Source organism: Phenylobacterium sp., from assembly GCF_025934275.1.
Lineage (GTDB): Bacteria > Pseudomonadota > Alphaproteobacteria > Caulobacterales > Caulobacteraceae > Phenylobacterium.
The window spans coordinates 88,232-106,072 of the sequence record NZ_JAICYI010000001.1 but is presented as its reverse complement, the minus strand read 5'-3'; the positions used below and the strand labels follow the sequence as shown (position 1 = coordinate 106,072).

The 17,841-nt window shown below is 71.3% G+C and carries 17 protein-coding genes and 2 pseudogenes; 11 read left to right on the top strand and 8 right to left on the bottom strand.

Translation table 11 applies throughout. The features are described from left to right. Positions 1-9 precede the first annotated feature (9 nt). Entirely contained in the window at positions 10-1,137 is a 1,128-nt protein-coding gene (locus Q0W60_RS00550) for an NAD-dependent epimerase/dehydratase family protein (RefSeq protein WP_297691467.1), read from the bottom strand. Positions 1,138-1,251: 114 nt separating this feature from the next. Between Q0W60_RS00550 and rsmI the strand changes: the two genes are divergently transcribed. The 5 genes and pseudogenes from rsmI (at position 1,252) to Q0W60_RS00525 (ending at position 6,013) form a co-directional block, all read left to right on the top strand. Further along, positions 1,252-2,115 (top strand): 16S rRNA (cytidine(1402)-2'-O)-methyltransferase, encoded by an 864-nt coding sequence (gene rsmI / locus Q0W60_RS00545; RefSeq protein ID WP_297691465.1) that lies wholly within the window; start codon positions 1,252-1,254, stop codon positions 2,113-2,115. Further along, positions 2,112-2,495 carry a YraN family protein gene (locus tag Q0W60_RS00540; RefSeq protein ID WP_297691463.1) on the top strand — a complete coding sequence of 128 codons (384 nt, stop codon included), beginning with the start codon at positions 2,112-2,114 and terminating at the stop codon, positions 2,493-2,495. The genes rsmI and Q0W60_RS00540 overlap by 4 nt, the downstream gene beginning before the upstream one ends. 18 nt (positions 2,496-2,513) lie before the next feature. Continuing rightward, entirely contained in the window at positions 2,514-3,329 is an 816-nt protein-coding gene (locus Q0W60_RS00535) for a transglutaminase family protein (protein ID WP_297691462.1), read from the top strand. Positions 3,330-3,383: 54 nt separating this feature from the next. Then, positions 3,384-4,331 (top strand): glutathione synthase, encoded by a 948-nt coding sequence (gene gshB, locus Q0W60_RS00530; RefSeq protein ID WP_297691460.1) that lies wholly within the window; start codon positions 3,384-3,386, stop codon positions 4,329-4,331. 135 nt (positions 4,332-4,466) lie between these two features. Beyond that, positions 4,467-6,013: pseudogene (locus tag Q0W60_RS00525) on the top strand (YifB family Mg chelatase-like AAA ATPase). Here the strand turns inward: Q0W60_RS00525 and Q0W60_RS00520 are convergent. From Q0W60_RS00520 to Q0W60_RS17365, 4 genes and pseudogenes are all read right to left on the bottom strand, one after another. Further along, complete coding sequence (locus tag Q0W60_RS00520; RefSeq protein ID WP_297691458.1) at positions 5,956-6,426, bottom strand: hypothetical protein; 471 nt, start codon at positions 6,424-6,426, stop codon at positions 5,956-5,958. The pseudogene Q0W60_RS00525 and the gene Q0W60_RS00520 overlap by 58 nt on opposite strands. A gap of 76 nt (positions 6,427-6,502) precedes the next feature. Then, positions 6,503-6,868, bottom strand: coding sequence for a hypothetical protein (locus tag Q0W60_RS00515; RefSeq protein ID WP_297691456.1), 366 nt, complete (start codon positions 6,866-6,868; stop codon positions 6,503-6,505). A gap of 194 nt (positions 6,869-7,062) precedes the next feature. Next, positions 7,063-7,401, bottom strand: a complete 339-nt coding sequence (locus tag Q0W60_RS00510; protein ID WP_297691454.1) for a hypothetical protein — start codon at positions 7,399-7,401, stop codon at positions 7,063-7,065. Between the two features lie 124 nt (positions 7,402-7,525). Beyond that, a pseudogene (locus Q0W60_RS17365) lies at positions 7,526-7,717 on the bottom strand (helix-turn-helix transcriptional regulator); the annotation flags it as partial. A gap of 98 nt (positions 7,718-7,815) precedes the next feature. Between Q0W60_RS17365 and Q0W60_RS00505 the strand changes: the two are divergent. From Q0W60_RS00505 to Q0W60_RS00495, 3 genes are read left to right on the top strand one after another with little or no spacing between them, the layout of a single operon-like run. Further along, positions 7,816-8,223: a helix-turn-helix transcriptional regulator gene (locus Q0W60_RS00505; protein ID WP_297691452.1), complete on the top strand. Its 408-nt coding sequence runs from the start codon at positions 7,816-7,818 to the stop codon at positions 8,221-8,223. 26 nt (positions 8,224-8,249) lie between these two features. Then, entirely contained in the window at positions 8,250-9,782 is a 1,533-nt protein-coding gene (locus tag Q0W60_RS00500) for a response regulator (protein ID WP_297691450.1), read from the top strand. A 38-nt stretch (positions 9,783-9,820) separates the two neighbouring features. Beyond that, on the top strand, positions 9,821-11,176 hold the full coding sequence (locus Q0W60_RS00495; RefSeq protein WP_297691448.1) for an MFS transporter: 1,356 nt from the start codon (positions 9,821-9,823) through the stop codon (positions 11,174-11,176). Between the two features lie 21 nt (positions 11,177-11,197). Here Q0W60_RS00495 and rlmN read toward each other — a convergent pair whose 3' ends face one another. Beyond that, entirely contained in the window at positions 11,198-12,373 is a 1,176-nt protein-coding gene (rlmN, locus tag Q0W60_RS00490) for a 23S rRNA (adenine(2503)-C(2))-methyltransferase RlmN (protein WP_297691446.1), read from the bottom strand. A 70-nt stretch (positions 12,374-12,443) separates the two neighbouring features. Further along, the gene (locus tag Q0W60_RS00485) at positions 12,444-14,423 is read right to left on the bottom strand and encodes a redoxin domain-containing protein (RefSeq protein WP_297691444.1); all 1,980 of its coding nucleotides are present in this window, start codon (positions 14,421-14,423) and stop codon (positions 12,444-12,446) included. A 158-nt stretch (positions 14,424-14,581) separates the two neighbouring features. Between Q0W60_RS00485 and Q0W60_RS00480 the strand changes: the two genes are divergently transcribed. Next, complete coding sequence (locus Q0W60_RS00480; protein WP_297691442.1) at positions 14,582-15,583, top strand: NADPH:quinone oxidoreductase family protein; 1,002 nt, start codon at positions 14,582-14,584, stop codon at positions 15,581-15,583. Between the two features lie 6 nt (positions 15,584-15,589). After that, positions 15,590-16,516, top strand: coding sequence for a DMT family transporter (locus tag Q0W60_RS00475; protein WP_297691440.1), 927 nt, complete (start codon positions 15,590-15,592; stop codon positions 16,514-16,516). On the opposite strand, the gene Q0W60_RS00470 is transcribed toward Q0W60_RS00475, so the two are convergent. After that, positions 16,513-16,917, bottom strand: coding sequence for a YkvA family protein (locus Q0W60_RS00470; protein ID WP_297691438.1), 405 nt, complete (start codon positions 16,915-16,917; stop codon positions 16,513-16,515). The genes Q0W60_RS00475 and Q0W60_RS00470 overlap by 4 nt on opposite strands. Before the next feature lie 52 nt (positions 16,918-16,969). Between Q0W60_RS00470 and Q0W60_RS00465 the strand changes: the two genes are divergently transcribed. Continuing rightward, the gene (locus Q0W60_RS00465) at positions 16,970-17,752 is read left to right on the top strand and encodes an SDR family NAD(P)-dependent oxidoreductase (RefSeq protein ID WP_297691436.1); all 783 of its coding nucleotides are present in this window, start codon (positions 16,970-16,972) and stop codon (positions 17,750-17,752) included. Positions 17,753-17,841: the final 89 nt, after the last annotated feature.

The following is a 17,841-nucleotide window of genomic DNA, read 5'->3' as shown; positions in this document are numbered from 1 at the left end:
TGTTGCTCACTAGGCGGCGCCGGACTTCAGCTTGGCCAACAGGCCCGCCTCGCGCTCCGGCGTGAGGCCGGCGCGCATCTTCGCCTGGCGCTCGGCCGGCAGCGTCCGGAACCAGGTAAGGGCGTCGGCGGCGGTGACGCTCACCGGCCGATAGGTCAGGCCGGCCTCGCGGGCGCGGGCGACGGAGCGGCGATGGAAACCGGGCTCCGCGCTCTGCGGCACCCAGACAGGCATGTCGATCCAGGCGCCTACCTTGTTGGCGGCGAGGAAGCTGCTGGGCGCCCAGCGGTAGACCGGCTTGGCGCCCACGCCCGCCGCGACACCTTCGAGGAACGCGCGCATGATCATGGGCTTGGCAGGACCCGTGGCGTTGAACACGCCGGTCGCCCGCCGCTCGGCGACCTGGACGCTCCACTCGGCCAGGTCGCGCGCATCGATGAACTGCACCGGGTCGGTCCCGTCGCCCGGCGCCAGCACCTCGCCGCCGCGCGCCAGCCGGACCGGCCAGTAGGTGAACCGGTCGGTCTCGTCGCCGGGGCCGCAGATCAGGCCGGGGCGGATGACCGCGACCTTGTCGGCCCCGAACTGGCGCACTGCCTCCTGCTCGCTGAGGGCCTTCAGCGGGCCATAGAGCCGGAGGTCCTTGCTGACGTTGGTGGTCGTCTCCGCGTAGGGATCCGCGCCCTTGTACTGCGCGAGCGGCGCGGTCTCGTCGGCGCCCGGCGTCGCGTTGTCGGCATAGACCGAGATGGTCGAGATGAAGCTGTAGTGGCCCACATGGCCCTTCAGAACCCGGCCGGCGTCGCGGACCCACACAGGTACGGTGGTCGGGTTGTCGATGCAGGCGTCCCAGTCGCGCCCCTCCAACGCCCTCAGGTCGCCGGTGTTGCGGTCGCCGAGCAGCTCCTCGACCGGCCCCGGCCAGGTCTCCTTCTGCCGGCCGCGGTTGAAGATGGTGACCTTGTGGCCGCGCGCCAGCGCATAGCGCACCTGGTGCGGGCCGATGAAGCCGGTGCCGCCGAGGATCAAGAGCCGCATGGGTTTCGAAGCCTTTGGGATCGCGCCCCCGGCGGGTCCGGCCAGGACCGAGGCGGCAAACGCCGAAGCGGCGAGCGCACCGCGTCGTGTGATGCTCATGTCGGAGAACTCCTCCCCAAGGCGAGACCCTATCGGCTTTCGCGGGGACTGGGGCCTTACGAAACCGTCATGCGCGGCTTGCCAGGCCGGGGCGGAGCAGCGAAGCCTCGCAGCATGCCTCGCGTCCTGCCTCCGCCCGCGTTGAACGATGCGCCGCTCGCGCCGGGCCTCTATGTGGTCGCCACGCCGATCGGCAACCTGCGCGACATCACCCTGCGCGCGCTCGACGTGCTGGCCGCCAGCGACCTCGTCCTGGCCGAGGACACGCGGGTGACGGCCAAGCTGCTCAACGCCTTCCGCCTGTCGGCCAGGCTCGAGCGCTACGATGAGCACGCCGCCGAGCGCACCCGCCCCAAGGCGCTGGCGGCGCTGGCGGAGGGCGCCCGCGTGGCGCTGGTCTCCGACGCCGGCACGCCGCTGGTCTCCGATCCCGGCTACCGGCTGGTGCGCGAAGCCGCCCAGGCCGGCCATGCGGTGGTCCCGATCCCCGGCGCCTCGGCGCTCACCGCCGGTCTCGCCGCGGCCGGGCTGCCCACCGATCGAGTGTTGTTCGCGGGCTTCCCGCCGCCGAAGGGCGCGGCGCGGCGGCGGGCCTTCGAGGAGCTCGCCGGGATCCGCGCCACGCTCGTGTTCTTCGAGGGCGGCTCGCGGCTGGCGGCCAGCCTCGCCGACATGGCCCAGGTGTTTGGAGGGCGCGAGGCGGTGGTCTGCCGCGAGCTCACCAAGCTGCACGAGACGATCATCCGCGGGTCGCTTTCGGCGCTCGCCGCCGACCCGCAGTTCGAATCGCCGAAGGGCGAGATCGTGGTGCTGGTCGGCCCCGGCCGCGAGGAAGCGGCCAGTGCGGCCGACGCCGAAGCGGCGCTCGCCGAGGCGCTGACGCGGCTGAAGCCTGCCGAGGCGGCGGCCGAGGTGGCCAAGGCGCTGGGCCTGCCGCGCCGCGATCTCTACCGACGCGCGCTGGCGCTGAAGCGGTGAACGCGCGCCGGGAAGCCCGCGCCGCCCGCGGGTTCGCCGGCCGCCTGGCGGGGCGCCGGGGTGAGCTGCTCGCGGCCCTGTGGCTGCTCGCCAGGGGCTACCGGATCCTGGGGTTCCGGCTGCAGACGCCGCAGGCGGAGATCGATGTCCTGGCGCTGCGCGGCCGCACGCTGGCGGTGGTGGAGGTCAAGCGCCGCACCACCCTGGCGGCGGCCATGGAGGCGGTGACGCCCGACCAGCGCGCCAGGCTGCGGCGGGCCGGCGCAAGCCTGGCTGCGCGGCGGCCGGCGCTGGCGGGTGCGTCGGTTCGCCTCGACCTCATGGCCCTCGCGCCGGGCCGGCTTCCTGTGCATATTCCGGACGCTTGGAAGGGGGCCTGACGGCGCCTGCGGGACGCAATGACACGCGAAGACGCCGAGGATTTCCTGCTCGAGGCCGGCGGCGTCGGGGACGGCGCCTTTCCGCTCCTCGAAGCGGCGGTCGCCTGCGCCATCCACGAGGACCCCGCCCGCGACCCGCAGGTCGGTCATGAGCTCGGCCGGGCGGGCGTCGAGCGGCTGAAGGCCAGGCTGCAGCGAGAGAGCCCCGAGGAGGCGCTGGCCGAGGCCATGGCCGGCGACCTGCGGCTCTGCGGCGACCTGTTCACCCATGAGGATCCCGGCAACGCCGACATCCTGTCCGTCGCCGAGCGGCGCAAGGGCCTGCCCGTGGCCCTCGGCGTCTACTACCTGCACGTCGCGCGCGAGTGCGGGCTGCATGTCCAGGGCGTCGACTTCCCGGGCCATTTCCTGCTGCGAATCGAGACCGAGGAAGGGCCGCTGGCGCTGGATCCGTTCTCGGAAGGCCGCGTCGTGCTGCCCTCGGAGCTCACCAGGCGGGCGCTGCACGCCGGCCTCACCCCCAACGTCGCCGACCGGCTGGACCGGCTGATGGCGCCGGTCTCCGACCGCGCGGTCCTGATCCGGCTGCAGAACACCATCTTCGCGCGCGCCAGCGCCGTGCACGACTATCCGCGCGCCGAGCGGGCGGCGCTCCGGCGCGCGCTGCTCGATCCCGCCGACCACCGGCCCTGGCTGGACGTCGCCGCCGCCCGCGAGGGCCAGGGCGCGCTGGCCGGGGCGCTGGAGGCCCTGGCCCGCGCCACGGCGCTGGACGGCGGGGCGGCGCTCGCGGCGCGCGCCCAGCGCGAGCGGGTCCGGCTCAGGCTGAACTAGCCGAACCGCGCCCCAGGGCTTAAGTCCCTCCTCGTCAGATCGGGGAGAGGGCGCATGCCGCTGAAGGTCGCCGTGCAGATGGATCCCATCGAGGGGATCAACATCGAGGGCGACACCACCTTCCTGATGATGGAGCAGGCGCAGGCGCGCGGGCATTCGCTGTTCGCCTACCTGACCGAAAGCCTCGGCATGGAGGACGGCAAGGTGCTCGCCCGCGGCCGTGACGTCGCCGTCCAGCGGGTGAAAGGCGACCACGCCCGGCTCGGAGACTTTCGGCGCGTGGAGCTCGCCGAGTTCGACGTGGTCCTGATGCGTCAGGACCCGCCCTATGACATGCGCTACATCGACGCCACCTTCTTCCTGGAGGCGATCCATCCCAGGACCCTGGTGGTCAACAATCCCGCGGAAGTGAGGAACGCACCGGAGAAGCTGTTCGTCACCAAGTTCCCCGACCTGCAGCCGCCCACCCTGATCACCTGGGACCGTGAAGCCATTCATGAGTTCCGCGCGCGGCACGGCGACGTGGTCGTCAAGCCGCTCAACGCCAAGGGCGGATCGGGCGTCACCCGCCACCTCGCGGACGACCCGAACCTGCCGGCCCTGCTGGAGCTGCACGCCGAGCTCTCCGAGGAGCCGGTGATCATCCAGAAATTCCTGCCGGCGGTCTCGCAGGGCGACAAACGGATCATCCTGGTGGACGGCGAAGCGGTGGGCGCGATCAACCGCATCCCGGAGAAGGGCCAGATCCGCTCCAACATGGCGGTCGGCGGCAGGCCCGAGCCGGTCGACCTCACCGCCCGCGACCGCGAGATCTGCGGCCGCATCGGTCCGGAACTGAAGGCGCGTGGGCTGATGTTCGTCGGCATCGACGTGATCGGCGGCTACCTCACCGAGATCAATGTCACCTCGCCGACCGGCGCGGTGGCGCTGAAGCGGTTCTCGGGCGTCGACGCCGCCGAGATCATGTGGGAGCGTATCGAGGCGGTTCGCGCCCAGGTTTGAAGCGGCGCCTTGCGATGCAACCCGCGATAAGCTAATTCTTCATGCAATGTTCCGGTTAAGTTCCCTATTCGGCCTCGGCCGTTCCCGGGTCTTGTGGATAACTTCCCGCGACACACAAGCTGTTGAGGGTCGGCCATGTCCGCGCGCGTGATGACGTTGGCGTTCCAGGGCGTCGAGGCCGTGCGCGTGGACGTGGAGGTGCAGCTAACCTCGGGCGAGGTGGCGTTCATCGTCGTCGGCCTGGGCGACAAGGCGGTGGCCGAGAGCCGCGAGCGGGTGCGCGCGGCGTTCACGGGCCTGGGGCTTGCCATGCCGAGCCGCAGGATCATCGCCAACCTCGCCCCGGCCGACCTCCCTAAGGTCGGCAGCCACTACGACCTGCCGATCGCGCTCGCGGTGATGGCCGCCATGGGCGTGATCCCGCCGGACGCGCTCTCGGGCTGGTCGGCGATCGGCGAGCTGTCGCTGGACGGACGGATCGTCCCGGTGGCCGGCGCCCTGCCGGCCGCGGTGGCCGCCGGCGCCATGGACCTCGGGCTGATTTGCCCGGAGGCGTGCGGACCCGAGGCGGCCTGGGCCGGCGAGACGCGGATCCTGGCCGCGCCGTCCCTCATCGCCCTCGTCAACCACTTCCGCGGGACCCAGATGCTGTCGGCGCCCAGGCCCGGTCCGATGCTGGACGCCGAGCGCGCGCCGGACCTGCGCGACGTCAAGGGCCAGGAGAACGCCAAGCGTGCGCTGGAGATCGCAGCCGCCGGCGGCCACAACCTGCTGTTCGTGGGGCCGCCCGGATCGGGCAAGTCGATGATGGCCCAGCGGCTGCCCGGCCTGTTGCCGCCGCTCACGCCGGAGGAGCTGCTCACGACCTCCATGGTGCACTCGGTGGCCGGACTGATCGCCAAGGGCCAGCTTACCCGCGCCCGGCCGTTCCGCGCGCCGCACCACTCGGCAAGCATGGCCGCGCTCACCGGCGGCGGGCTCAAGGCCAAGCCCGGCGAGGTGAGCCTGGCGCACAACGGGGTCCTGTTCCTCGACGAGCTGCCGGAGTTCTCGCCCAGGCGCTGGATTCGCTGAGACAGCCGCTGGAGACAGGCGAGGTGGTCGTGGCCCGCGCCAACGCCCACGTGCGCTATCCCGCCCGCGTGCAACTGGTGGCGGCGATGAACCCCTGCCGCTGCGGCCTGGGCGGGGCGGGGCGCGGCGCCTGCGGGCGCGCGCCGCGCTGTCAAGTCGACTACCAGCACCGCGTCTCCGGCCCGCTCATGGACCGCATCGACCTGCAGGTGGAGGTCCCGCCGGTGACCGCCGCGGACCTGGCGCTGCCGCCGCCCGCGGAAGGCACCGCAGAGGCCGCCGCACGGGTCGGCGAGGCGCGCCGCAGGCAGGCGGACCGTGCGGCGGCCGGGGGCGACGGCGCCGCGGCCCTCAACGCCCAGGCCGAAGGCGACTGGCTGGAGTCGATCTGCGCCCTCGATCCGCCGGCCCGCGCCCTGTTGAGCCGTGCGGCCGAGGCGGGCGGGCTCACCGCCCGCGGCTGGACGCGGACGCTTCGGCTGGCGCGCACCATCGCCGACCTGGAGGGCTCGGAAGCCGTCCGCCGCGTGCACGTCGCCGAGGCGCTGATCTACAGGCGGGTCGCGCCGGGCTCGACGGTCGCCGTCTCGGCCGCAGCGATCGGCTGAGCCGGCTCGCGCCAGCGCCGATAGACTCCGAAGCTGAGCGCGGCCAGCAGCAGGTACGTCCAGATCGCATCGGCCGTGGCGTAGGCCCAGGCGCGGACCCCGGGATCGATCAGCCGGGCGAGGTGGGTGGCCACCGAGAGCAGCTCGAAGCCGGCGGCGAACAGCGGCCAGTATCGGCGGCTGCGCAGCGCCACCCAGAGCAGCAGCGCGAGGAACAGGCCGTCGACGGCTAGCCCCGTCCAGGCCGGGCCCTCCCAGCCGCCGCGCCGCAGGATCGGGCTCGCCAGCCAGGCGACCAGGAAGCCCGCGGCCACCAGCCGCTCGGCCCGGCCGCCCTTCCACAGTGCGAACGCCGCCACCGTCCAGCCGACGGCGATGCCCAGCCAGGCGGGGATGGCGGGATAGGGATGCAAGCAGGGCGCCCCGAAATGAAAAGCGCCCCAGCTTGCATGAGCCGGGGCGCTTCGAGAACTGCGTTCCTGTTCGGCGTCAGGCGGCTTCGGTGTCGCCGATGGGCCGCAGCTGGCGGCCGCGGATCAGCTGTGCGAACTGCGGAGGCTTGTCGCCGCCGGTGCTGGTCATCACCGCGCCGAGACCGACCTGGTCCTTGGCGGCGCTGAGCTCCTTGTGGGTTTCGACGATGGCGCGGCGCGCCTCGGCGAGCGCGGCGAGCGCCTGAGCCGCGCGCTCCACGGCCTCCTGGCCGACCAGCGCCGAGAGGCCGGCCTGCTGGCGGAGCGTCGGCATCACCCCGGTGAGATGGGCGGTCTTGCTGAGCGCGGCGTCGATCGCCGCCTCGGCCTCGAAGAGGGCGCCGGCGATCTGTTCAGCCACCATCCGACGTTGCTTGAGCATGAGCGGGTCTCCTGCACGCGCCTCTTTTGCGGCGCGCCAGGTTTCCTAACCGAGGTATGGTTGCGATCCGGTTCAGAAACCGGAAAAAACCTGGCCCAGGTCCTCGAGGGCATGCAGCCCGGCCAGCATGGCGCCGAAAGCAAGCGCGGTGACGATCGCCACGCCGGCGATCGCGCCCAGCCGGGCGGCGGGGCCTAGATCGTTTCCGCCGAGCCGGCGCAGACCTCCGGCCGGAAGCTCTCGTCCAGCAGGACCCAGGTCATGCAGAGGACCTCCCGCAGGACCATTTCCGGCGGCTTGAAAGGCGCGAGCTTGCGGTTCGCCGAAACCAGGTGGCGCGCCATGGCCGCCTGCGCCGGCGTCGCCGCCAGGTCCACGAGCTGTCGCTCCAGCTGTTCCCAGGAAAAGCTCGGGATCGGCTCCTCGCGCGCCGGCGCCGCCGGCCAGCGGGTCTCGAACTCGTCGATCTCCTTGCGCAGGCGAAGCGCCCGCCCGATCACCGCCCGATTGTCGAAGTGCATCCAGTCGCCCATGGCTCACCCCTGTCGTCGCCGGCGCATCCGGCCATGGGGCGGCGGGACTGTCTGTCCTGACCGGATGCTGTCCTGACCCGGTCAGGACAGGATTGGCGCCAACCCGGCGCAGCAGGCGGGCGGCGGCGTAGCGGTCGTCGACTCCCAGTTTGCGCCGGGCGCGGTCGCAGTAGGTGTCGACCGAGGTCTTGGACATGCCGAGCTCGCGGGCGATCTGCTTGGAGGACAGATGCTCATCCACGAGCTGCAGGCATTCACGCTCCCGGGGCGTGAGCAGCTCGAGCGGATCGGCGGGCGTGGCGGTCTGCGCGCGCATAACGGTGGATTATAAACGCCGCTGCGCGCCGCGCGTCCAGTTTCCCGCAACACCGGTATGGGCTTTAGGGCTATCCTGCGCGCCCGGCGGAGGCGGTGATGCAGCGCAGGGAGCAGGGTCGACACCCAGGCTTGGAGACGGCGATCGGGGCCCGGATCCGCGCCCGCCGTCGCCAGCTCGGCCTCAGCCAGACCGAGCTCGCCGAGCGGCTCGGGGTCTCCTTCCAGCAGGTCCAGAAGTACGAGCAGGGGACCAATCGGGTCGCCGCCTCCACGCTGGTGGCGGCCGCCGCGGCGCTCGCCACGACCGTCGGCTGGCTGGTGGGCGAGGATGTGTCGACCTCGCCGGGGGATGACGAGCTCTTCCAGGCGCTCGCCAGGCCCGGGGCCATCGAGATGCTGCGCGCGTTCAACGCCATCCCCGACGCCCGGGCTCGTTCGGCGCTGCAGACGCTCACCCAGGAGATGGCGGCGGCGCGGCAGCCCGCGGATTTGACCGACCGTTAAGCCGCCGCCGCTAGTCTCGCGGACCCATGACCCGGCCCCGACGACCCCTCAGCGAGCGACGCCCCCGGCGCGCGGCGATCACCGCCGAGCAGCTCGGGGCGCTGAGCCACGAGTTCCGGACGCCGCTGAACGGGGTGATCGGCATGGCCGGCCTCCTGGAGGGCACGCGGCTCACCCCCGAGCAGCGCGCCTACGTGCTCGCGCTTCGGGAAAGCGGCGAGCACCTGCTCACCTTGGTCAACGACGTGCTGGACTTCGCCAAGCTCGGGGCCGCGCGTCTCGACCTGCATCCCGGTCCGGTGGACATCGAGGCGCTGCTGCGCGGCCTTTGCGAGTTGCTCGCGCCGCGGGCCCGCGAGAAGGGCCTGGAGATCGCCTGGGCCGCGCCGGCGAGTCTCGGCGAGATCGAAGCCGACGAGGGCCGCCTGCGCCAGATCCTGCTCAACTTCGCCGGCAACGCCGTCAAGTTCACCCGGACCGGCGGCGTCCTCATCTCGGCCGAGTCGGTCGCACGAGGGCGGGTGCGGTTCTCGGTGGAGGACACCGGCCCCGGCGTCTCGCCGGCCGCGCGCGAGCGGATCTTCGACGCCTTCGCTCAGGCCGAGGCCGCGCACGCCGCGCTCGGGGGCGCCGGGCTGGGGCTGGCGATCGCGCGCAGCCTGGCCTTGGCGATGGACGGCGAGGTGGGGGTTGAGACGCGACCCGACGGCGGCGCCCTGTTCTGGTTTGAGGCGGCGTTTCGGTCGCGCGCGCCGAGCGCGGCCCTGTCGCTCGCTGGGCGGCGGATCGGGGTCGCCAGCGCCAATCCCATGCTGCGCGAGGCGGTGCGCCGGCAGGTCGCGGGCTGCGGGGGCGAGGCGGCGCCGGGCGAGACCCTCGCCGACGCGCTCGCCGCGACCGCCCCGGGCGACGCGCTGCTGCTCGACCATGCGCTGGCCGCGCCCGGCCGCAGGCTTCGGCCCCCCTCCGACCGGGCGGCCATCGTCCTGCTCTCGGCCAAGGAGCGGCAGGCGATCGCGGGCTATCGGCAGGTGGGCTTCGCCGGCTATCTGATCAAGCCGCTGCGCCGCGCCTCGCTCGTCGAGCGCGTCCGCATCGCCACCGGAGACCCGGCGACGCCGGCGGCCGAGCCGGACGAACGCATCGCCGCAGCCGTCGCGCCGGGCGCACGCGTGCTGCTGGTGGAGGACAATCCGATCAACGCCATGCTCGGCCGCGCGCTGTTGGCGCGCGAGGGCTGCGCCGTCGACCAGGCGGGCTGCGGCGAGGAGGCGATCGCCGCCTGCGGCGTCGGAAGCTACGATCTGATCCTGATGGACATGCGCATGCCGGACCTGTCGGGCGAGGACACCGCGCGCGCCTTGCGCCGGCTGGGCGTCGCCGCTCCGATCGTTGCGCTCACCGCCAACGCCTTCGAAGAAGACCGGCGCTCCTGCCTGGCCGCCGGGATGAACGACTTTTTGGTCAAGCCGCTCTCGCCGGATGCGCTTCGCGCCATCCTGACGCGCTGGATCGGCCGCGTCTGGACGCCGGCGCCGCAGCACGCCAAGCTCGCCTGATCGGGGCGCGGGGGCGCTCGCTCGGAACGAAGGCTCGAATGACCGCAAGCTCCGCCGCGCCGCCGCGGCGCAAGCGCACCGCGCTGGAGGTCCTGGGCTCGATTCGCCAGCCCAAGGTCGCGGTGATGCTGGCCCTGGGATTCGCCTCGGGCCTGCCGTTCCTGCTGACGGCCAACACCTTCGGCTACTGGCTGCGCGACTCCGGCACGAGCCTGAAGGCGATCGGCTTCATCTCCTGGGTGGGTCTCGCCTACTCGATGAAGGTGTTGTGGTCGCCGATCGTCGATCGGGTAGACGTGCCGCTGCTCGGCCGGCTCGGCCGCCGGCGCGGCTGGATGCTGCTCGCCCAGCTCACGGTGATCGCCGGCCTGATCGGGATGGCGAGCGTCGGGACCGCGAGCGGGCTCACCGTGATCGGCGGCTTCGCCCTCATCACCGCGTTCTCCTCGGCCACCCAGGACATCGTCATCGACGCCTGGCGGATCGAATCGGCGGCCGATTCCGACGAGCTGGGCCTGCTCACCTCGGCCTACCAGCTGGGCTACCGCATCGCGCTGCTGGTCACCGACGCGCTGATCATCGCCGCCGCTGCGCGGGTCGGCTGGCCTAGCTCGTATCTCGGCATGGCCGTCCTGATGGGGGTCGGCGTCGCGGCGACAGGCTTCGCGCTGGAGCCGGCGCGAGCCGAGCAGGCGTTGCAGGCGAAAGCGCCGCTGTGGACACCGCGCGGCTTCGTCGACGCGGTGGTCGGCCCGTTCGTAGACTTCTTCGCCAAGCACAAGGCGGTCGGCCTGATCATGCTGCTGGCGGTGGCGCTCTATCGGTTGCCCGATTTCGTCATGGGCCCGATGTACAACCCCTATTACCACGACCTCGGCCTGACCAAGGACACCGTGGCCCTGGTGCGCGGCTCGCTGGGCCTTGCGGCGACCTTCGCCGGCATCGCGCTGGGCGGACTCACCTCGATCCGGCTCGGGGTCTTCCGCGCGCTGATGCTGGGCGTGCTGCTCGAGGGGCTGGGTACGGCCGGCTTCGCGCTCCTGGCGTACCACACAGAGATGCCGGTGTTCGCCGCGGTCATGAGCCTCGACAGCTTCGCCCAGGCCTTCGCCGGCGTGGCGTTGGTCGCTTACATGTCGAGCCTGACGAGCCTCGGCTACACGGCCACCCAGTATGCGCTGTTGTCCTCGACCTATGCGCTCTTGGGCAAGTTCCTGAAGGGCTTCTCCGGCCAGACGGTGGAGGCGCTGACGCCCACGCACGGGTTGCTCGGCGCCTACGCCACCGCCTTCATCGGCACCGGCCTGATGGCCATCCCGCCGGCGCTGCTGTTCCTGCTGCTCGGTCACCTGAACCGGATACGCCCCGCGCCCATGGCCACGGCGGCGGCGTGAACCGCCTGCGGTGAAAGCCGCTCAGTCGCTGCGTGAAGGCTCGAGCCGCGCCGCGTCCGGCGTCCGCCGCCGGGCGCTGGCCCGGAGCTTCTCGCTCTCGCTCTTCAACTGGCCGCAGGCGGCCAGGATGTCGCGGCCGCGCGGCGTGCGGATCGGCGAGGCGTAGCCGGCCCGGTTGAGGATCGCCGCGAACGCCTCGATGGTCGGCCACTCGGAGCACGTGTAGCCCGACCCCGGCCAGGGGTTGAACGGGATCAGGTTGATCTTGGCGGGCACGCCGGCGAGCAGCTTGACCAGCGCCTTGGCGTCGGCCGGGCTGTCGTTGACGCCCTTCAGCATCACGTACTCGAAGGTGACCCGCTTGGCGTTGGAAAGGCCGGGATAGGCCTTCACCGCGGCCATCAGCTCGGCGATCGGATATTTCCTGTTGAGCGGCACCAGCGTCTCGCGCAACGCATCGTTGGCAGCGTGCAGCGAGATGGCGAGCATCGCCTGGGTGCGCGCGCCGAGCGGGCCGATCTCCGGCGCCACGCCGGAGGTCGAGACGGTGATCCGCCGCCGGGAGATCGCGATCCCCTCGTGGTCGGCGATGATGTCGATCGCATCGGCGACATTGTCGAGGTTGTAGAGCGGCTCGCCCATGCCCATGAACACGACATTGGAGAGCCGCCGGTCCTCCTTCGGCGACGGCCATTCGCCCAGGTCGTCGCGCGCTGTCTGCACCTGCGCCACGATCTCACCGGCGGTGAGGTTGCGCACCAGGGACTGGGTGCCGGTGTGGCAGAAGGTGCAGTTGAGCGTGCAGCCCACCTGGCTCGACACGCACAGCGCGCCGGCCCGGCCCACATCGGGGATGTAGACGGTCTCCACCTCGATCCCGGGCGCCATCCGGATCAGCCACTTTCGGGTCCCGTCGCGAGAGACCTGCCGCTCGACGACCTCTGGCCGCGCCAGGGTGAAGGCTTCGGCGAGGGCGGCGCGGGTCTCCTTGGCGACATCGGTCATGCGATCGAAGTCGGTGACGCCGTAGTGGTGGATCCAGCGCCAAACCTGCGAGGCGCGCATGCGGGCCTTCTCGGGCCGCGCGATCCCCGCCGCGACGATCGCGGCGCGCAGCTCATCGCGCGTCATGCCGCAGAGGTTCGGCTTGGCGAGCGGAGGCGCCGCGGCGCGCGAGAGGTCGAGGGTCACGCCCAAGGATCACGTTCGTAAGGCTGGCGGGAGCCGCGGAATATAGGGCTCCCGCGGTCCACCACCAACTCGCAGCCTAAAGGTCCGGCGTCTCGGTGCTGGCCGCGACGCGGCGGCCGCCGCGGCGGCGCGGCATGGAGGCCTGCAGCTCCTTGGCGTCCAGCGTGCCGTCGTGATCGGTGTCGAGCTGGGCGAACCTCGCCTTGATCGCCTCGCCGATCGGACCTTTCAGCTCGCTCGGCTCGACCACGCCGTCGAGGTTGGCGTCGAGCGCGCCCACCATGCCGCTCCGGAAGAGCTTGGCCTGCAGGTCGTTGCGCACGTGGCTCGTGGTCTCGTCGACCCAGCGGTAGTTGACCCGGAAGTACATCATCTCGTCGGGCGTCTGCTCGCCCCAGGTGACGTTGCGCTTCGGGTCAGGGTTCGCCGGATTGTGGACCGAATTGTCATAGACCCAGGTGGCCACCAGCTTGGTCCCGGCCTTCACCAGGATCGGCTGCACCGGGTCGTAGTCCCGCTGCCAGTTGAAGTCGTACTTGGGCAGCGAGAGCAGCATCTTCTCCTTGCCGTCCGGCGTCACCGCCTTCAGTTCCACGTGGCTGCCCCGGTAATGGGCGTGCGGGTAGAGGGTGTAGACGTAGGCGTCCGCCGGGAAGGTCAGGTAGGCGACCTCCTTGTGAGCCTGCTCGCCGGCGGGAATGTAGAGCGAGAAGTTGCTGATCACCGCCGAGCGCTTGATGTACCGCGGCGGCGCTTTCAGCAGGTAGAAGCCGACCTGGGTGCGGTCCGTCGTCTCGCGACCCATGGTCGTGTAGTGCATCTGGAAGTGCAGCTTGCCGCCGGCCGGGATCGGCGCGCCCGAGCCGTCGGCCATGATCTGCGGCTGGGCGCCCGGCGTATAGGAGCCTACCGAGCCGCCGGGGATGTCCGGCGGATGGGACGGGTCGGCGATGGTGTTCGACACCACGTGGTGCAGCACCCGCCGGTCGCCCGGCTTGATCGCCACGGCGTGCAGCCAGACGTCTGTCTTGAAGGGATTGTCGACCACCGGGTTCTGGTACTCGATGAGCCCGCTCGCCGGCACCTTGAACGGGGGCAGGTCGATGACCACGTCGGGCTTGCCGAGCGCGACCGGCCACTCCGGCGCGGTGCGGTTCGCGTTGGCCAGCAGCGGGTCCGGCCCGGAGCCGCGCGGGCTCCCCGCCTCGATCCAGTGGACCAGCGTCTTCGTCTGCTCCGGCGTGAGCCCCTGGTCGTTCTTGAACACCCCGATGTGCGGGTCGGCGTAATAAGGTGGCATGCGCCGGGTGCGGATCGTCTCGCGGATCATCGGCGAGAAGCCCTTCACGACCTCGTAGCTGGTCATTGCGAAGGGGCCGATGCCGCCCTTGATGTGGCAGGAGACGCACTTGTCCTGCAGGATCGGGGCGACGTCGCGGGCGTAGGAGATGCTGGCGAACTCCGCCGCCTTGGCGCGGGCGGGAAACGCGATCGCCGCGCCGTCGGTCACGGCGGCGCGTGCGAGCTCGGGCGGCTTGCCGGCGACCACCGCGGCGATCGCCTGCCCTGCCTGCGACACCGGGCCGTGATAGGCGATCGTCCAAGACTTCGGGTCGATCACATAGACCTCGCCGGCGCGCTGGACGCCGAGGCCCTCGCCGACCAGCTGCTGCTCGTCCATCAGGATCGGCACGGTGAGGTGCTGTTTCGCGGCGGCCGCGGCCACTGCGTCGCGGCTGTCGGCGAGGCTGGAGTCCAGGCCGAAGAAGATCGCGCCTTTGGGGCGATAGGCCGCCGCGAGCTTCTCGAATTCGGCCGCGGCGGCCTGCGATGTCGCCGAGCCGTTGGTCTCGGTCAGGAGCACGATCGCGGGCGCATAGCCGTAATAGTAGAGCCGCTGGGCGAAGCGGGTCTGGTCGGTCAGCTGGAAATCATCGACGTGCGCCGGCAGCTGGACGGCCGCCGCCTCGGCCTTGGCCGGCGCACGCAGCCCGCCCGCGGCGGCGAGCGTCAGGGCGGCCGCGCCGAGCGCCGCCGTCGTCAGCAATGACCTCATCCGCAACCCTCCCGGACCTCGCGCCCGCTCCGCGCGGGTCGATATCACCGGTTTCCTGCCGCAATATTGCAGACCGGCAGGCTCCACGCAGCCTTCAAACATCCGTTCGAGTGGGCTAGCGTCCGCCGCTTGGACACGCCAGCGGGGAGACACCGGCGATGAAGGCGCTCTTGAGCAAGGAAGTGGGCGGGCCCGACACCCTGGTGCTGGAGGATGTCCCCTCGCCGCAGGCCAAGTCCGGCTTCGCCGTGGTCGAGGTCAAGGCGGTCGGCGTCAACTTCCCCGACGTGCTGATCATCGAGGACAAGTACCAGTTCAAGCCGGCGCGGCCGTTCGCGCCGGGCGGCGAGATCGCCGGGATCGTCAAGTCGGTGGGCGAAGGAGTCACCCACGTGAAGCCGGGCGACCGTGTGCTCGGCAACACCGGCTGGGGCGGCATGGCCGAGGAGCTGGCGCTGGAGGCCGCCCGGCTGGTGAAGATCCCGGACTCCATGCCCTTCGATGAGGCCGCGGCCTTCATCATGACCTATGGCACCAGCTGGCACGCGCTGAAGGACCGCGCGCAGATGCAGCCCGGCCAGTCGCTGCTGGTGCTGGGCGCGGCGGGCGGCGTCGGCCTGGCGGCCGTCGAGCTCGGCCACGCCATGGGGGCCCGGGTGATCGCCGCCGCCTCGTCCCAGGAGAAGGTCGACCTCTGCAGGCGGCACGGCGCCGACGAGGGGGTCGTCTACGGGCGCGGGCCCTTCGACCGCGACGGCCAGAAGGCGCTGGCCCAGCTGTTCAAGGACGCCTGCGGCGCGAACGGCGCGGACGTGATCTACGACGCGGTCGGCGGCGACTACGCCGAGCCCGCGCTGCGCTCGATCGCCTGGGAGGGCAAGTACCTGGTGGTGGGCTTCGCCGCCGGCGACATCCCGAAGATCCCGCTGAACCTCGCCCTGCTCAAGGGCTGCGACATCGTCGGCGTGTTCTGGGGCTCGTGGGTGTCGCGCAACCCGAAGAAGCACCAGGCGAGCGTCGCCGAACTCCTGGCGATGTACCAGGACGGCAAGATCAAGCCGTTCGTCTCCGAGCGCTTCCCGCTGGCGAGGGCCGCCGAGGCGATCAAGCACCTGGCCAGCCGCAAGGCCATGGGCAAGGTGGTCGTCACTGTCGACTGACCCGGCGTGGCCGTCGCAGCCTCTTCCGTCGCCGGGCCGCGCCTGAGCGGCAACGTCAGGGGTGCGCTCTGGATGCTCGCCTCGGCGGTGACGTTCACGGCGATGACCACCCTGATCAAGTACCTCGGGGCGGACTATTCGGCGGCGCTGCAGACCTTCTACCGCCAGGCGGCGGGCCTGCTGGTGCTCGCGCCGGTGATCGTCCGCCACCGCAGCGCCGCCTTCGCCACGACCCGGCCCGGCATCCTGATCTTCCGCGCCAGCGCCGGGACGATCGGCATGATCCTGTCGTTCTACGCCTATCAGAAGATGCCGCTGGCCGACGCCAATGCGCTCTCCTTCACCCGCACCCTGTGGATGGTCCCGCTCGCCGCGCTGATCCTGCGCGAGCGGATCGGACCATTGCGGATCGCTGCGGCGGTGGCGGGCTTCGCCGGCGTGCTGTTGATGGTCCGGCCCGGCGCCGGCGGGCAGTTCGCGATGGGGATCCCGGCGCTGGCCATGCTCGCCGCCTCGTTCCTGTTCACCTTCACGGTGATCGGCATGAAGGTGATGACCCGCGACCACGCCCCGATGGTGCTGCTGGTCTGGTCGGCGGTGCTGGGCGCGATCTTCGCCATCCCCGGCGCGGTGATCGACTGGCGATGGCCGAGCCCCCGAGACCTCGGCCTGCTCGCCGCCATGGGCGCGATCGCGACGCTGAACCAGTGGTGCTACATCAAGGGCATGCAGGAGGGCGACGCCGCGGCCATGGCGCCGCTGGACTACACCCGCCTGGTGTTCGCCGCCGCCGCCGGCTTCCTGCTGTTCCACGAGCTGCCTGGCGTCTGGACCATGGCCGGCGCGGCTGTCGTGGTCGCCGCGACCGCCTTCATCACCTGGCGCGAGCACGTGATGAACCTGCGCGCTGCGGCCTCCAGCTCTACCGTCTAGGACTGCGCGCGGATCCGCTCCACCGCGGCCTTGGCGGCGGCGCGGTGGCGGGGTTTCACGTTGCGGCCGACGAGCGCCATCATGGCGGCGAACACCGCCGCGTCGTCGGTGTAGCCGATGCCGGCGATGAAGTCGGGGATGGCGTCGGTCGGCAGCACGAAATAGGCGAGCGCGGCGAGCATCATCCCCTTGGCGGGCGCGGGCGTCTCCGGATCCTGCACGCAGTACCAGACCGAAAGCGCCTCGGCCGCGAACGGCACATGGGCGGCGACCTTGCGCAGCTTCGGCCAGAAGCCGGCGGCGACCAGCCGCTCGTTCAGCCGCACGACCCGCGGGACCAGCGCCCGGCTGGGATCGAGCGCGTCATTGACGTGGGGTGACGCTTTGTCGGCTCCGCTCATCGCGCTAAACGCTCGCACTACTTCGATCCGATCTTACGGGAGGCAGGCGTCCATGGAACTGAATTCGAACGTCGCGGCGGTCGTCACCGGCGGCGCCTCGGGCCTCGGCGAGGCGACGGTGCGGGCGCTCGCCGCCAAGGGCGTGAAGATCGCCATCTTCGACATGAACGAGCAGAAGGGCGAGGCGGTCGCCAAGGACGTCGGCGGCGTCTTCTGCAAGGTCAACGTGACCTCGGACGAGGAAGTCGACGCCGCCTTCGCCAAGGCCCGCGCCGCCAACGGCCAGGAGCGCATCCTCGTCAACTGCGCCGGCACCGGCAATGCGTTCAAGACCGCCTCGCGCGACCGGCAGACCGGGGAGACCAAGCACTTCCCGCTCGAGGCGTTCAACTGGCTTATCCAGATCAACCTCATCGGCTCCTTCCGGTGCATCGCCAAGTCGGCGCAGGGGATGCTGGACCTGGAGCCGCTGCAGGACGGCGAGCGGGGCGTGATCATCAACACCGCCTCGGTGGCCGCCGAAGACGGCCAGATCGGCCAGGCGGCCTATTCCGCCTCCAAGGGCGGCATCGTCGGCATGACGCTGCCCATCGCGCGCGACCTGATGAACGACGGCATCCGCGTGAACACCATCCTGCCCGGCATCTTCGACACGCCGCTCATGCAGGGCGCGCCTCCCAACGTGAAGGAGGCGCTGGCCGCTTCGGTCCCCTTCCCCAAGCGTCTCGGCCGCCCGCCGGAGTACGCCCAGCTCGCGCTGACCATGATCGAGTGCGGCTACTTCAACGGCGAAGACGTCCGCCTCGACGGCGCGATCCGCATGGCGCCGCGCTAGCGCCGCTCACGCCTGGGCAGGGAGAAGACGTGCGCGGCGGCTGAGATTTCGGAGCAGAACGCTCCAACTTCGTCGCGAATGGGGGTAAG